The sequence below is a fragment of the Parabacteroides sp. AM08-6 genome (genome assembly GCF_003473295.1).
GTDB lineage: Bacteria > Bacteroidota > Bacteroidia > Bacteroidales > Tannerellaceae > Parabacteroides.
In genome coordinates, this window is sequence record NZ_QRMP01000002.1 from 103174 (window position 1) to 118155 (window position 14982).

At 42.6% G+C, this 14982-nt stretch carries 13 protein-coding genes; 9 read left to right on the forward strand and 4 right to left on the reverse strand.

Features of this window, described 5'->3' with window-relative positions; all coding sequences use genetic code 11:
• Positions 1-96: 96 nt before the first annotated feature.
• Entirely contained in the window at positions 97-1284 is a 1188-nt protein-coding gene (locus DW103_RS02205) for a glycoside hydrolase family 130 protein (protein ID WP_122274041.1), read from the reverse strand.
• Between the two features lie 231 nt (positions 1285-1515).
• The gene (locus tag DW103_RS02210) at positions 1516-2151 is read right to left on the reverse strand and encodes a SagB/ThcOx family dehydrogenase (protein WP_122274267.1); all 636 of its coding nucleotides are present in this window, start codon (positions 2149-2151) and stop codon (positions 1516-1518) included.
• A gap of 179 nt (positions 2152-2330) precedes the next feature.
• Here DW103_RS02210 and DW103_RS02215 point away from each other — a divergent pair, with 179 nt between their 5' ends.
• Positions 2331-4868 carry an outer membrane beta-barrel family protein gene (locus DW103_RS02215; RefSeq protein WP_122274042.1) on the forward strand — a complete coding sequence of 846 codons (2538 nt, stop codon included), beginning with the start codon at positions 2331-2333 and terminating at the stop codon, positions 4866-4868.
• Positions 4869-5034: 166 nt separating this feature from the next.
• Positions 5035-5937 carry an alkaline phosphatase gene (locus tag DW103_RS02220; RefSeq protein WP_122274043.1) on the forward strand — a complete coding sequence of 301 codons (903 nt, stop codon included), beginning with the start codon at positions 5035-5037 and terminating at the stop codon, positions 5935-5937.
• A 7-nt stretch (positions 5938-5944) separates the two neighbouring features.
• Here DW103_RS02220 and DW103_RS02225 read toward each other — a convergent pair whose 3' ends face one another.
• A complete protein-coding gene (locus DW103_RS02225; RefSeq protein WP_233545588.1) occupies positions 5945-7207 on the reverse strand; it encodes a DNA adenine methylase in 1263 nt (420 codons plus the stop codon).
• 45 nt (positions 7208-7252) lie between these two features.
• Between DW103_RS02225 and DW103_RS02230 the strand changes: the two genes are divergently transcribed.
• From DW103_RS02230 to gltA, 7 genes are all read left to right on the forward strand, one after another.
• Positions 7253-8287, forward strand: a complete 1035-nt coding sequence (locus DW103_RS02230; protein ID WP_122274044.1) for an iron ABC transporter permease — start codon at positions 7253-7255, stop codon at positions 8285-8287.
• A gap of 7 nt (positions 8288-8294) precedes the next feature.
• Positions 8295-9317 carry an ABC transporter ATP-binding protein gene (locus DW103_RS02235; RefSeq protein WP_122274045.1) on the forward strand — a complete coding sequence of 341 codons (1023 nt, stop codon included), beginning with the start codon at positions 8295-8297 and terminating at the stop codon, positions 9315-9317.
• A gap of 6 nt (positions 9318-9323) precedes the next feature.
• Positions 9324-10676 (forward strand): MATE family efflux transporter, encoded by a 1353-nt coding sequence (locus DW103_RS02240; RefSeq protein WP_122274046.1) that lies wholly within the window; start codon positions 9324-9326, stop codon positions 10674-10676.
• Positions 10677-10746: 70 nt separating this feature from the next.
• Positions 10747-11340, forward strand: a complete 594-nt coding sequence (locus DW103_RS02245; protein ID WP_122274047.1) for a DUF4251 domain-containing protein — start codon at positions 10747-10749, stop codon at positions 11338-11340.
• A gap of 207 nt (positions 11341-11547) precedes the next feature.
• On the forward strand, positions 11548-11934 hold the full coding sequence (locus tag DW103_RS02250) for a co-chaperone GroES family protein (RefSeq protein ID WP_122274048.1): 387 nt from the start codon (positions 11548-11550) through the stop codon (positions 11932-11934).
• 95 nt (positions 11935-12029) lie between these two features.
• The gene (locus DW103_RS02255) at positions 12030-12827 is read left to right on the forward strand and encodes a sulfide/dihydroorotate dehydrogenase-like FAD/NAD-binding protein (RefSeq protein ID WP_122274269.1); all 798 of its coding nucleotides are present in this window, start codon (positions 12030-12032) and stop codon (positions 12825-12827) included.
• A gap of 18 nt (positions 12828-12845) precedes the next feature.
• Positions 12846-14318 carry an NADPH-dependent glutamate synthase gene (gltA, locus tag DW103_RS02260; RefSeq protein WP_122274049.1) on the forward strand — a complete coding sequence of 491 codons (1473 nt, stop codon included), beginning with the start codon at positions 12846-12848 and terminating at the stop codon, positions 14316-14318.
• A 100-nt stretch (positions 14319-14418) separates the two neighbouring features.
• On the opposite strand, the gene DW103_RS02265 is transcribed toward gltA, so the two are convergent.
• Entirely contained in the window at positions 14419-14949 is a 531-nt protein-coding gene (locus tag DW103_RS02265; RefSeq protein WP_199652944.1) for a GNAT family N-acetyltransferase, read from the reverse strand.
• Positions 14950-14982 lie beyond the last annotated feature (33 nt).

The window sequence follows — 14982 nt, forward strand, 5'->3', positions numbered from 1 at the left end:
TAAGGCAGTCTGAATAATAAAAACAGATAAACCGCCTTATCTTCTGATAAGGAAAAGGCCGGCTTATCTGTTTTCTTTTTGCGTGTAAAGCGGAATTTAATCCGGTATAACATCTCCCGGTACTTTCTTTGCCGGGTCATAAACCGCTACACCCACTTGTGAGTCTGCGCATCCGTAATAAAGATACCATTTGTCTTTAAAGAAGACCAATCCTTCAATGAATACGGTTCCATCCACATATTGTCCGCTTTTCTCAAATGTCTCCATCGGACGGAAGAACGGTACATCCAGACGTTTAAGTAATTTCATCGGATTTTGCGCATCCGTCAGGATTTGTCCGGCGCAATAAGCTCCGGCGGTGTAACGTTTATCCCGTCTGTTATCGTCATTCTGGTTTTTCCCGTTATAAAAAAGCAGAATACCTTTATCCGTCAGGATTGCAGGCGGGCCACATTCTGTCAGGGCACTGTCGAAATAGTTGTCGCGCGGCTTGATAACGGCTGCCAGTTCATTTTGTTCGTTCAGGACAGGAGTCCAATTGATTAAATCGTCGGATGTTGCGGCCGAAACCTGTGCTTCTCCCCAGTACATGAAGTATTTGCCGTTTATTTTAGTCAGTACTTGTTTGCCGTTTTCTACTTTGGTTACCATCGAACCGGACTTACAACCCATGTCTTTGAAACGTCCGTCGTATGCTTTTGCGAAAGCGGGTCCGTGTTTTTCCCAATTAATCAGGTCGCGCGATGTGGCGATACATAAGCGGGCTACTTTTCGGTTCCAGGAAGTATAAGCCATAACATACAGCCCATCTTCCGTGACAGCCACACGCGGGTCCTCGCATCCTCCGGGCCATTCGTATTCTTTCATATTGTCGTTGCCCGGATACATCACAGGAGTGCTCCGGCGTTCAACATGAATGCCGTCTGTCGATTCTGCCAGACCGATACGTGAAGTTCGTGAGCCGATACCGGTGGCCGAATTGTCTTCTGCCCGGTAAAGAATGTAAATCTTTCCGTCTTTAACGGTTGCGGCCGGGTTGAATACATCACTTTCTTCCCAGGCGATTTTTTCCCCTCTCATCGGACAATCGAATAAGGTGGCTGCATTGGGAGTAATAATCGGATTTGCCTTTTCCGGTCTGACGAAACCACCAAAAGCCCAGTCTGGGATTGTGTTTTCGTTTGGTGCGGCAGCCGGAGTTCCGGCATCAGCCGTTTTTGCAGCCTGGTTACAACCAACGAGTGGCAGAAGTGCCAGGCCAATGAATAAGATACTTTTTTTCATGGAATGCTTTTTTTATTTAGTACGGTACTATTTGTAATTAGTATAGCTGTTATTTATATGTTGATAGTTGTCGGCCAACTGGCTGATAACCGTCGGCCAGCTGGCTCATAATCGTCAGCCAACTGGCCGATAATTATCAGCCAGTAAATAGGTAGGCATTAAAGATGCAAAACATAGGGTGAAAAAGCGCATAGACAAGGATATTTTTTATATACATTGGTACACGATTATTTATTTTTCCGGGTATCCTACCGGATTGTTCATGATAGGTTGCTGGCTGTCGGATAATTTCAGTATTGTTTTTAAAGCAGCCTTGTCCATACTGGCACGCGGAACAGTAGACAGTCCGACTCCGGAACAGAACAAGTTGATATTCTGACAAACAACACCGGCATCTACGGCCCCCATCAGTTTATTCTGTTCCGTGATACCCCCGAAACGGGAGAGGTCGGAAACCAGTACCAAACAGACCGGTGCGCTTTTTACGAAATCCTGCCCTCCGGCTACGGCAGCTCGGTGGTCGCCTTGTGCGATAGGAGTCAGGGAGTGCGATTGTGCATTATATAAGTAAGCTCCTTCTTTCAGGATTACATACACATCTACATCCTGCTTGTTCAGGGCTGAAGGTGCGGTTCGTTTCCCGTCGGGACGGTTGATGCCGTTTGCCGCCCACAGCAAATCGGACAAATCTTGCAGACTTAACTCCTTCGAGTCGAATACACGGTCCGAATGACGCTCGGATAGTGCTTTCATCACAGCTGTGCCCCGGTTTTTATCCGGTGCGTTCAGCTTTACTTCTTTTAATTCTTGTGCTTGCATTGTGATAATTAAAAACAATGATACGGAAATAAATACTAATTTTCTCATAAACATCTTTCCTTTTTGATGGTATCTTGCAAAATTAGAAGAAAAACGTCGGAAACAAACAGCAAAAAACAACTTTTACAATTCTTTAAAATGGAAATAAACAGGTGATTCATAGATAAGCTTACATTTGCACTGTTTTTAATTTGTTTAGTTGATTATATCTAAATTCTCAAGTTCCAATGAAAGAAAAACTACTTTACTTTGTGCTGATACTGTTTATGTCTGTGCCGGTTTTTGCACAGCGTAGTACAGCTCCGGCTACTTTTACAATTAAGGGGCAAGTAGTCGACTCTCTTATAAATGAGTCTGTTCCCTATGCTACTTTGCGGATAGTATTAGCGTCTGACCCGCAGAATTCTGTGAAATTGCTGGCATGCGATGAGGATGGAAAATTCACTGCCACGATGGATAAACCCGGTAAGTATGTGGCGACGATTGAATCGATGGGTAAAATTACGGTACATGAAACATTTACCCTGGTCGAGAACAAGAAAACGTTTGATTTCGGTAAGATTTTTATGGCTGACGATACCCAGAAATTGGGTGAAGTAACCGTAATTGCTCAAAAACCTTTGGTGAAGGTGGAAGTTGATAAACTGACATATAGTTTGGAAGATGACCCCGAAACTCCAACCAGCAACGCTTTGGATATGTTCCGCAAGGTTCCGATGTTGACGGTTGACGGGGAAGAGAAAATCCAGCTGAAAGGTTCTTCTAATTATAAAATTCATATGAACGGCAAACCTTCCAATTTGTTGAGTGGTGAGAATGCTTCCGAAGTGTTGAAGAGCATGCCGGCCAGTTCAATCAAAAGTATTGAAGTCATCACAGACCCTGGTTCCAAGTATGATGCCGAAGGTGTAGGTGGAATTATCAATATTATTACAGCTAAAAATGCGTTGGAAGGATTTACTGCTACTGTACGTGCAAATGCCACTACTTTCGGTAGTTTCGGTGGTGGCGGCTATGTCTCATTGAAAACCGGCAAACTGGGACTTACTGCCAATTATGGATATAATAAGCGTAATTCTCCTTGGAATGATTCTTACTCGGAGAGAACGATGGATAAAGATAATTTGACACAGTCTTCTACTTTATTGAAAGAAAATGGACGTGCTAAAAATAAAGGGCCTTTCCAATTTGGCGATTTGCAAGCAAGTTATGAATTTGATACATTAAACCTGTTGAGTGTCAGCGGTAGATTGTTCCGCGGAAACATGACAAACTTGTCTGAACTTTCGGCAGAGCTTAACACTATAGATGAGTTCGGCCATATTTCGTCGGACCCTTTTTATAAATATAAGCGGAATAGTAGTTCTGAAAGAACTTTCGGCTCGACCGATATGAATGTGGATTTCCAACATTCTACAAGTAAAAAAGATGAATTGCTGACCTTGTCTTATCGTTTCAGCACTTCTCCGAATGACAATGAAGGCTTGACGGAATTATCCGATGTAGTAAATTATTATTTGGCAAAAGAATATCCGAAGTTGAATCTAAATGATGCCTCCACGACGGAACATACCGCTCAGGTTGATTATACGACTCCGATATGGAAAAATCAGACGCTTGAAACCGGTGTGAAATATATTAATCGGCAAAGCAAGAGTAATACGGTAGAGCAAATTTATAATGATTCCTTGAAAATATGGGAAGACCGTTCACGTGATAATAGTAAGTTCCGCCATACGCAGCATATTTATGCTGTGTATTTAGGTTATCTCCTGAATTTCAACAAGTTTGGAGTCAAGGCTGGTGTTCGCGCGGAAGGAACAAGTTTGAACGTGAAGTTTGCTAAAAAACCGGATATGGATTTCAGCACAAGTTATTTTGATGTCGTACCCAATGCGGTCTTGACTTACAAATTGGATGATGCTTCCCAGCTTCGTTTAGGTTATAATATGCGTATTCAACGTCCCGGTATATGGTTCTTGAACCCTTATATAAATGATGTGAATCCGCAGTATATTTCACAGGGTAATCCTAATTTGGATTCGGAAAAGAGTAATAATGTAAACCTGAATTATGGTAATTTTACTCAGACTCTCAATTTTAATGCGAGTCTGAATTATACATTTGTGAATAACGCGATAGATCAATATACCACGATAGCGGATTACCCTTCTGATAATCCGTTTTCTCAGTACAATGGTGCTCTTTGGAGTACGTATGGGAACATCGGAAAGAGACAGCAGATAGGCTTGTATCTTTATGGTAGTTGGAATCCTATACCTTTGATACGAATAACGGTGAACGGTGGAGGAAACTACACGGATTTGAAAAGTCCGGAATTGAATATATCCAACAGTGGTTTCAGTGGAAATGTATTTTCACAATTGGAATTTAATTTGCCTAAAGATTTTCGTATTAACGGATATGGAGGGGCTTATAGCCCTTGGATACAATTGCAGGGAAAAGGCTCCACCTCTTATTTTGCAGGTTTAAGTATTAATAAAGATTTTCTGGAAAAGAATTTGTCTGTTTCCTTAAGTGCGCAAAACCCTTTCTGGCGAGATATGAAATGGGAGAATACAACTGAAGGTGTAGGTTTTATGAATAAGTCTACCAACTGGCGTTCTGCCCGGGAATTCCGTCTGAGCGTCTCATATCGTTTTGGTTCGATGAAAGGACAAATCAAGAAAGTACGCCGAGGCATTAGCAATGATGATATGAAGGGAGGCGAAAGTGACAGCAGCGGTGGCGAACAAAGTATGTAAACATATAAATCGATAAATGTGAAAATCCGGCAAACATCTTCGCCGGATTTTTTTATGTTTAGCTGATTTTCAAGAAAAGTAGGGTGGTGAAGGAATAATTTGTGTACTTTTGTTTATCCCTTCAGCGAGAAGGGATAAAAAGATTAATCTTTTATTTGAGATACACATGAAAACAGGAAAATTTATTTTGATTCTGGCTTGTTTGATGTTATGCGCCGATGCATCATTTGCCGCAAAGTGGAAAGCTAAACATGTCGTTTTGATTGGTTTGGACGGTTGGGGCGCTTATAGTGTGGAAAAAGCCGAGATGCCGAATGTGAAAAAGCTGATGGCCGAAGGTTCTTATACGTTGAAAAAACGTTCGGTTCTGCCCTCTTCGAGCGCTGTCAATTGGGGTTCAATGTATATGGGAGCAGGACCTGAACTGCACGGATATACCGAATGGGGTTCGCGTACACCGGAATTGCCCTCGCGCGTAGTGGATAAAGACGGTATTTTCCCTACCGTATTCGGATTGCTCCGGCAAGCAGCACCCAAAGCTGAAATCGGGTGTATTTGCGAATGGGACGGTATTCGGTATGTGGTGGATACGTTGGCTCTGAATTACGACAAACATGTAGCCGAAGCTTCTGAAAATCCGAAAGCAACAGTCCGTTATGCTGTCGATTATATCAAGAAAGCACATCCTACATTAGTCAATATTGTTTTTGACGAACCGGACCATGTAGGTCATTCCGAAGGGCATGATACTCCGGCTTATTACCGGAAGCTGACTGAGTTGGACGGCTATATAGGTGAGATTATCCAAGCTGTCAAAGATGCCGGAATGCTGAATGAAACAATCTTTATCGTAACGGCCGACCATGGTGGTATTAATAAAGGGCACGGAGGCAAAACGATGGCCGAGATGGAAACCGCTTTTATCATTTCCGGAAAGGGCGTTAAGAAAGGATATGAATTTACAGAAAGCATGATGCAATTTGATTGTGCATCTACTATCGCCTATATTTTTGGGTTGAAACAACCGCAAGTTTGGATTGGACGTCCGATGAAGCAGGTATTTAAATGATAAATACTTAGTAATTCATAATAATGAGGTGTTCCGCATTTTTATCGTTCCGGTTCATAAAGCTGACGAGGTATTTTTTGTCGAAAGCCTGAATGTTTAGTCCTCTATCGAAATAGAGAGAGGAGATGAGCGGGGTGTTTTTTATCACCATCATCCATTTTGCCTGACAGTTGTACAGGTAATTGGCCAGACGTCTCTGCTCTCTTTCGGTAAAGGAGTTTTGGGAATAGGTACTGAACTCCGAGTCGTAAGGCGGGTCCAGGAAGATGAAATCGTTTTCCGTCGGATTATGCCGGGTTAGAAAAGTTTCGAAATCCAGATTCTCGATGGTTGTATCCTGCAAGTGGTCGAGTAATGGTTTCGATTGGTAATATTCCTTTTTCTTTTTGAGGGTTTTGCCGTTGTAACCGATACCGCCATAAGGAACGTTGAACTCTCCCTTGTCATTGTAACGGAACATTCCGCTATAGGAATAATTCCGGATGAAAAGGAACAGGGCGGAGTGTAGTTCCGGATATTTCTCTTTTATATCCTCCCGGTTATACAGGTATCTGAAATACATATAGAGGGCGCTTTTGAATGCAGTCTCTATATTGTTGTATAAATCCTCATCGGGAAGTTTGTTCTTTTGTTCTTCGATAACCTTCATGCGTAGTAGTTTCCGTACGAGGTTTTTTTTGAATTCATTGATAAGAACCTGTTTGTCGAAAAGGATGTCCGAAGGGATAATCCCTTTAATAGAGCCATCTTCCTTCTTGACATACCAGTTAATTGTCTCCTTCAGCTCTTCTTGGGCAATGGTGTCGGAGCGATAGCATTTGTAGGTTTCTCCCAAATGCTTGTGCGCCAGAAAATAATCCGTCATATTGTCCCAAGCATCGATAATGGCATCTACATATTTGTAGAAATCCGGATTCTCTTGTGCTATGTTCTGATATAAAGAAATCAGTTCGTCTGATTTGTCGTTGATAAAATAATGTTCGGCATTCAGGGACATATAAACAGAACCGCCTCCGACAAAAGGTTCGAAATAATTTGTGAATGTATCCGGTAAGCAGGGAACAATATATTTAATTTCTTTTTCTTTACCACCCGCCCATTTCAGGAGGGGTTTCAGATGATTGAAATTAGCAGCAAGATTAGCCATAGGTGAATGATGTTTCTTTTCCCGGCAAATGTAGCAATAATATTGGAACCGTCCATACAAGAAATTTTCCTGTCGGATAATTTCGTTGGAAATAGCTTCCCGGTGTTTTATCAGTGATTGCATACGTTCAATTCGATTGAACAATTAAAAAGCATTATCTTTGCGGTCATGAATAAACAAGCCCTGTTTTTTTATCCGTTATTGGTATGTATCCTGTTCGTTTTGTTTGCAGGTGGTTTGGTATATGGAGCTGTTTCCATACCGGTGGAGAGTGTTGTCAATATTTTGATGGGGCATGACACGGAGCGTCAGGCTTGGCAAAATATTGTATTACAGTCTCGTTTTCCACAGGCAGTAACGGCTCTTTTGGCGGGAGCTTCGCTGGCTGTCAGTGGCTTATTATTGCAGACGTTATTCCGTAATCCACTGGCAGGGCCTTCTATTTTAGGAATTAGCGATGGGGCGAACTTGGGAGTGGCTGCTATTTTGCTCTATTTCGGCGGGTCCATGAATTTGATTGCGGATTGGCCTATCAGCGGTTATGTGGCTGTGATAATGGCTGCATTTTGTGGGGCCGGTTGCATATTGGGATTGATTATCTACTTTTCGGCTAAAGTGAAAAATAATGTGATGTTGCTGATTATCGGGATTATGATTGGATATTTGGCTTCTTCGCTTATTTCAGTTTTGAACTATTATGCGTCGACGGATAAGGTTCATGCTTTTGTGATGTGGGGATTGGGTAATTTCTCCGGTGTCTCTTTGCAACAGTTACCTTATTTTCTTTTGTTTACTTTAGCAGGACTGTTTCTTGCCATCCTATTGATAAAACCGCTGAATGCTCTTTTGCTGGGCGAAATGTATGCGGCTAATTTGGGTATTAAGATTAAACGGACCCGTATCTTGATTTTGTTGTGTACCGGATTATTGACTGCAACAACGACTGCTTTTTGTGGGCCGATTTCTTTTATCGGATTGGCTGTTCCGCATATTGCACGTTTGATGCTCGGTTCTTCCAATCATAAAATGTTGGTTCCGGTTACATTATTGACCGGTTCTTGCATTGCTTTACTCTGTAACTTATTGATGGTACTGCCGGGTACGAACAATATATTGCCTTTGAATGCGGTTACTCCAATGTTGGGCGCTCCTGTGATTATTTATGTGATTGTAAACCGGAAAAATATTCAGTACTTTGACTAAAGAGGTTATGATGCAAACACCTGTGATAGAAACGAATAATCTTTGTATCGGTTACCGGTTGAAAGGTGGTAAACGAAAGACTGTCCATGAAGGTTTGAATTTACGGTTGTTTTCCGGCGAGGTGACTTGCCTGTTGGGATTAAACGGGGCAGGAAAATCAACTTTATTGCGGACTTTATGCGGATTTCAGCCACCTCTTGGCGGGGAGATATGTTTGATGGGAAAACCTTTGTCGGATTATTCGCAAGTCAACTTTTCATTGACTGTAGGTGTTGTGTTAACGGAAAAAACGAATGCCGGCGGTATAACTGTCTACGAATTAGTTTCTTTAGGACGTCATCCTTATACGGGTTTCTTCGGTCAATTGAAGCAACAAGATCGGGATATTGTCGAGCAATCGCTGGAAGCGACGGGAATTGCTCATAAAGCACATAACTATGTCTCGGAACTTAGCGACGGAGAACGGCAGAAAGCTATGATAGCTAAAGCTTTGGCTCAGCAGTGTCCGATTATTTTGCTGGATGAGCCGACTGCTTTTCTGGATGTGACAAGCCGGATTGAAACAATGGTGTTGCTGCATAAATTGGCAGTGGAACAGGGAAAAACTATTTTGTTGTCAACCCATGACCTTGATTTAGCTATTCAAATGGGAGATTGTTTGTGGCTTCAGGAAAAGGGACGTCCGATGGCTTGCGGAACACCTGAAGACCTTATTATGAGTGGTGCGTTTGAATCTTTCTTCGGAAAAGAGGGAATTGTGTTCGACCCGTCGACCGGAAAGCTGAATACGGAAACTCCAACTTCACCTATTGGAGTGGAAGGGGATTTTATAGTCTCTTATTGGGTTGGGAATGCGCTGATACGGAACGGTTTTCGTCCTTCTCCCGTAAAAGACGGACAGGTGAATATCAATTGCCAGACTGCTCGTCAACTGGAGATGACATTTCCGGATGGGCAAACGAAGGTAATGCCGGACGTATCCGCGTTGATAAAGGAAATAAAGTGCATGAATAAACAGAAAAACGAATAATTGATTATGACAAACGAAATAACTGCGCGACTGGAACATGAAAAAATTAGCCGGTTATTGCTGCATTATGCGATACCTGCCGTAATAGGCACGATGGTAAACTCCTTATACAATATCGTAGACCGTATCTTTATCGGTCAGGGGGTGGGGCCTTTGGCAATGGCCGGTTTGACGCTGACATTTCCTATTTTGTTTTTTCTACAAGCTTTCGGTATGCTTGTCGGGGCTGGTGCAGCGACCCGTGTTTCCATTTATTTAGGGCGAAAAGAGAATGAAATGGCGGAAAAGGTGTTGGGTAATGCTTTTACGCTGACTTTTATTTTTTCAGCTTTGACCATTATCCCCAGTATGCTTTTCCTGAAAGATATGTTGTTTTGGTTTGGAGGAAGTGAACAGACGATACCTTATGCTGAAGACTATCTTTATATTGCTATTCCGGGAAATTTATTAGCATCACTAAGTTTTGGCTTCAATGCCGTTATGCGTGCTTCCGGTTACCCGAAAAAGGCAATGATAACAATGATGATTGGTGCTGTAATGAATGTTATTCTCGATCCGATATTTATCTTCTGGTTTGATATGGGGATTCAAGGGGCGGCAATTGCTACGGTTATTTCAATGGCTGTCAGTGCCACGTATGTGATGAGCCATTTTGTGAGCAAGGAAAGTATTGTCCGTTTTCATGTAAAATATTTTAAGCTGGAATGGTATGTCGTTTGGACTATTCTGACGATTGGAGTATCTCCTTTTGCCATGCAGCTGGCTGGTAGCTTGGTGACCGTTATCCAGAATTATGCTTTAAAGGAGCATGGGGGAGATTTGGCTCTTGGAGCAAATGGTATCATCGCCAGTGTGGGCATGTTGCTTGTAATGTTGATTATCGGTATCGCGCAGGGAATGCAACCGATTGTCGGATTTAATTACGGTGCCGGTCTGTACAAACGGGTACAAGAGACGCTTCGATTGGTGATTGTTACGGCAACGGTTATTATGGGAATTGGTTGTTTGTGCAGTATCGTGTTTCCGAAAATAATAGCGCGTGCATTTACCGGTGACCCTGAATTGCTCGATGTGACAGCCAATGGTTTGCGGATAAGTTTGTTTGTATTCGTATTGGTTGGTTCGCAGATTTCAATCAGTCAGTTTTTCCAGAGTATCGGGATTGCTTGGAAAGCAATGTTTTTGAGTTTGAGTCGTCAGGTGTTATTCCTGATACCGGCTATTTTGGTTTTTCCTCATTTCTGGGGATTGGACGGGGTTTGGTATGCAGCTCCATTCTCTGATTTTGTAGCCGCTGCAACTGCTTGGTTATTTTTGTGGTATCATGTTAAAAACATGAAAAGTAAGATGTCGGATTGAACCTTTTGAGTGCTTGATTGTCTTCTATATGATAGTTGACTAAAAGTTAAAACTAAAAGAATAATGATGTATGAAAAAGGTATTATTATTACTGGCAGTCCTGCTCTTTAGTGCAGGTACAATGATGGCCCAGCAGGATAAAGCAGCCGAAAAGGCTGCGAAGGACGCAGAGAAGGCTGCAAAGAAAGCAGCAAAAGAAGCACAGAAGCTTGCGGAAGAGGCTGAACAAATGGCATTGTTTGAACAAGGTATACAGGCCTTAAGCAATAAGGATTTTGTGTTGGAAGCAGACCGTGTGGAGTTTAAACGCGGACGTTTTGCGTATGTTACTCCCAGTACGAATTTTATATCGATGCAGGGAGACAAAGCGACCATCCAGTTGGCTTTCAACGGGGTTGTTAACGGACCTAACGGTATCGGAGGAATTACAGTGGATGGTTCCGCTACCAATGTAGTGATGAAGACAGACAAAAAAGGCAATGTCACTTTGAATATGATGGTACAGGGAGTAGCTGTTTCGGCAACTGTAACGATTCGCATGGTGTACGGTACGAATAAATGTACGGCAACTGTAAGTCCGAATTTCAACAGCAATCGTGTTTCATTCACCGGTTACTTATATCCGTCTGATCAGTCAAACGTATTTAAAGGGCATCCCCTTTAAAAGAAAATGATAATAAGGGAAAAGAGTGTCGGGATTGAAAAAATTTTGGCACTCTTTTTTTTGTTTTCATTTGGTTTTGTAATAATTGGGTGTAGGTTGTTAGAAATAAGTCTGTGGATAGTAAAAATCTATTCTGTTTTTCTTTTATTTGTCCCGGATACAAAGATATTTTGTAGATTTGTTCTCATAAATCATATATAAGGAGTCATGCAATTAACGATAGAACAAAAAGACATAGACAAATTTCTGATGGTAGGCGATAAAGTGCTTATCAAACCAAAGAATCCGCAAAGTCAGACGAAATCAGGACTTTATCTTCCGCCTACGGTTCAGCAAGGTGAGAAAATTCAGAGCGGGTATATTATCAAGGCTGGTCCGGGTTATCCGCTTCCTTCCCAAAGCGAGGAGCATGAGGTTTGGGAGAAGAAAGAGGATGAGGCGGTCCATTATTTGCCTTTACAAGCTCGTCAAGGTGATTTGGCTGTCTTTTTACAGAGTGCGGCTTATGAGATTAATTTTAATGAGGAGAAGTTTTTGATTGTTCCCCATTCGGCTTTGCTGATGTTGATACGTGACGAAGGATTGTTCGAATAAAGGCTTTTTATTTGGCAAAATACCAGAATATTTACTTTTTTGATGTACTTTTGCAAACCAATCAACAAGATAAACTATCAATAGTAGCGATTATAATGAATAAGATTGTAAGTAAAGAACATTTCTCTGCCAACGTAGTGAAGCTGGAAGTAGAGGCTCCTTTGATTGCCCGTTCGCGCAAAGCTGGTCACTTTGTTATTGTAAAAGTCGGCGAGAAAGGGGAACGTATCCCGCTTACCATAGCGGGAGCGGATACGACAAAGGGGACTATTACGCTGGTTATTCAGGCTGTAGGAGGTTCTTCCAAGAAAATCTGCGAACTGAACGTAGGCGATTATATAACAGACTTGGTAGGTCCGTTGGGACAAGCCACCCATATAGAAAAAGTCGGAACTGTCGTTTGTGCCGGTGGGGGTGTTGGGGTTGCTCCGTTACTTCCTATCGTCGAAGCTTTTCATAAGGCAGGAAACCGTGTGATTGTGGTATTGGCAGCCCGTACGAAAGATCTCGTAATTCTGGAAGAACAAATGCGTGCCCATTCGGATGAAGTTATTGTTATGACGGATGATGGTTCTTATGGTACAAAGGGTCTGGTGACAAATGGAGTGGAAAGCGTAATCAATCGTGAGAAAGTCGATCTTTGCGTAACAATCGGTCCTGCCGTTATGATGAAATTTGTTTCGGCTCTTACAAAGAAATACGAGATACCGACTGTTGCTTCCTTGAATACCATTATGGTGGATGGAACCGGTATGTGCGGAGCTTGCCGTATTACAGTAGGCGGAAAGACTAAATTTGTCTGTGTGGACGGCCCTGAATTTGACGCCCATCAGGTGGATTTCGATGAGATGCTGATGCGTCTTGGAGCATATAAAGATATTGAAAAGAAGTAAATAAGCCACAGAAAATCAATGACAACAGAAGAATTAATCGCCGCTCGTCGTGCCGAACCTTGGAGGGAAGCATTGCGTAAGAGCAAAAAAAATAAAGAACGCACGGATATTCCCCGTGTGGCAATGAATGAACTGGACCCCGAATATCGTAGTCATACCCGTTTGGAAGAAGTGAATTTGGGTCTGACAAAAGAACAAGCCGTACAAGAAGCCCAGCGCTGTCTGGACTGTCCGAACCCGACTTGCATGCAAGGTTGTCCGGTTAATATCAGTATTCCGACATTTATTAAGAATATTGAACGGGGTGAATTTCTTGAAGCGGCCCGCGTGTTGAAAGAGACAAGTGCGTTGCCGGCTGTTTGCGGTCGTGTATGTCCGCAAGAAAAGCAATGCGAAAGTAAGTGTATCCATCTGAAGATGGGGAAACCTGCTGTTGCAATCGGCTATCTGGAACGTTTCGCTGCCGACTATGAACGGGAAAGCGGTAATATCTCCGTACCCGAAGTGGCTCGGAAAAATGGAATCAAGGTTGCAGTTGTCGGTTCCGGTCCTGCCGGTCTTTCTTTTGCCGGGGATATGGCAAAACGCGGCTATGATGTAACAGTTTTTGAGGCTTTGCACGAAATCGGAGGAGTGCTGAAATATGGTATTCCGGAATTCCGTTTACCAAACAAAATTGTGGATGTCGAAATAGAAGGCCTTCGCAAGATGGGAGTGAAGTTTCTGACCAATTGTATTGTCGGCAAGACTATTTCGTACGATGATTTACATACGGATGGTTTTAAAGGTATATTTGCCGCCAGTGGAGCGGGATTGCCTAACTTTATGAATATTCCGGGCGAGAACCTCATAGGAGTGATGTCCTCCAATGAATATTTAACCCGTGTCAACTTGATGGATGCCGCAAATCCGGAAAGTGATACACCTGTATTACAGGGAAAGAAGGTGGCTGTAATCGGCGGAGGTAATACGGCTATGGACTCTGTCCGTACAGCCCGTCGGCTGGGTGCGGAACGTGCTATGATTGTGTATCGTCGTAGCGAGGAAGAAATGCCCGCCCGTCTTGAAGAAGTAAAACATGCCAAAGAAGAAGGTGTTGAGTTCTTGACTCTGCACAATCCGATTGAATATATCGGGGACGAGCGGGGACGTGTGAAACAAATGCTTTTGCAAAAGATGGAATTAGGAGAACCGGATGCTTCCGGCCGCCGTCGCCCGGTTCCTATTGAAGGTGCGATAGAAACAATTGATGTAGACGAAGTCATTGTAAGTGTGGGGGTTTCTCCCAATCCGCTTATTCCGCGTGCTTTCCAGGGTTTGGAAGTAAGCAAAAAAGGAACAATCGTAGTGAACGAAGACGATATGCGTTCCACATTGCCTGATGTTTACGCCGGTGGAGATATCGTGCGTGGCGGTGCAACCGTCATTCTGGCTATGGGAGATGGTCGTAAGGCTGCTGCTGCGATGGATACTGCTTTGCAGGGAAAATAATCTTTTAAATAAAGTATTCAATTTTACCCTATAGGGAAATAGCCAATACCCTATAGGGTAAAAAATATAGCCCCTAACCTAATTCTTCTTTCCTTATATCTTAGTTTATCTCGAAGAATTCTTTTGCATATTCAATTGTTCCCCGGACATTTTCCAGTCCGTTTTCCACTAATTCAATAGCCATGAAACATTCGTCGGGAACTTCAAAAGGGGCCTGTATTCCATACATACTTGCTTTTTTGTAACCAAATTTAGGATAGTATTGGGCATGTCCGAGAACGATACATCCTTTATATCCCAATTCTCCGGCTTTTTTATGCCCTTCCGTAATTAATCTGCCCCCGATACCATTGTTCTGCATTTCAGGGATAACGGCGACCGGAGCCAAAGCGAGCAAGATATGATTGCCTACTTTAGCCTCAGTGAAAAGAATATGACCGATAATTCTATTCTCGTATTCCGCTACAAGTGAAAGCTCCGGTCTGAAGGCTTTGCTGCCTCTTAGCCTGTTTACCAGATTTTGTTCATCATGGTCGGAGTGTTCCATTGTGAGGAAAGCGGTTTCTATCAACTTATATACCTGATTGTAATCGGCCTCTTTTTCTTCTCTGATTATAATGGAATGATTCATTGTTATTTTTATTATTTGAATTGATAGTAAAAA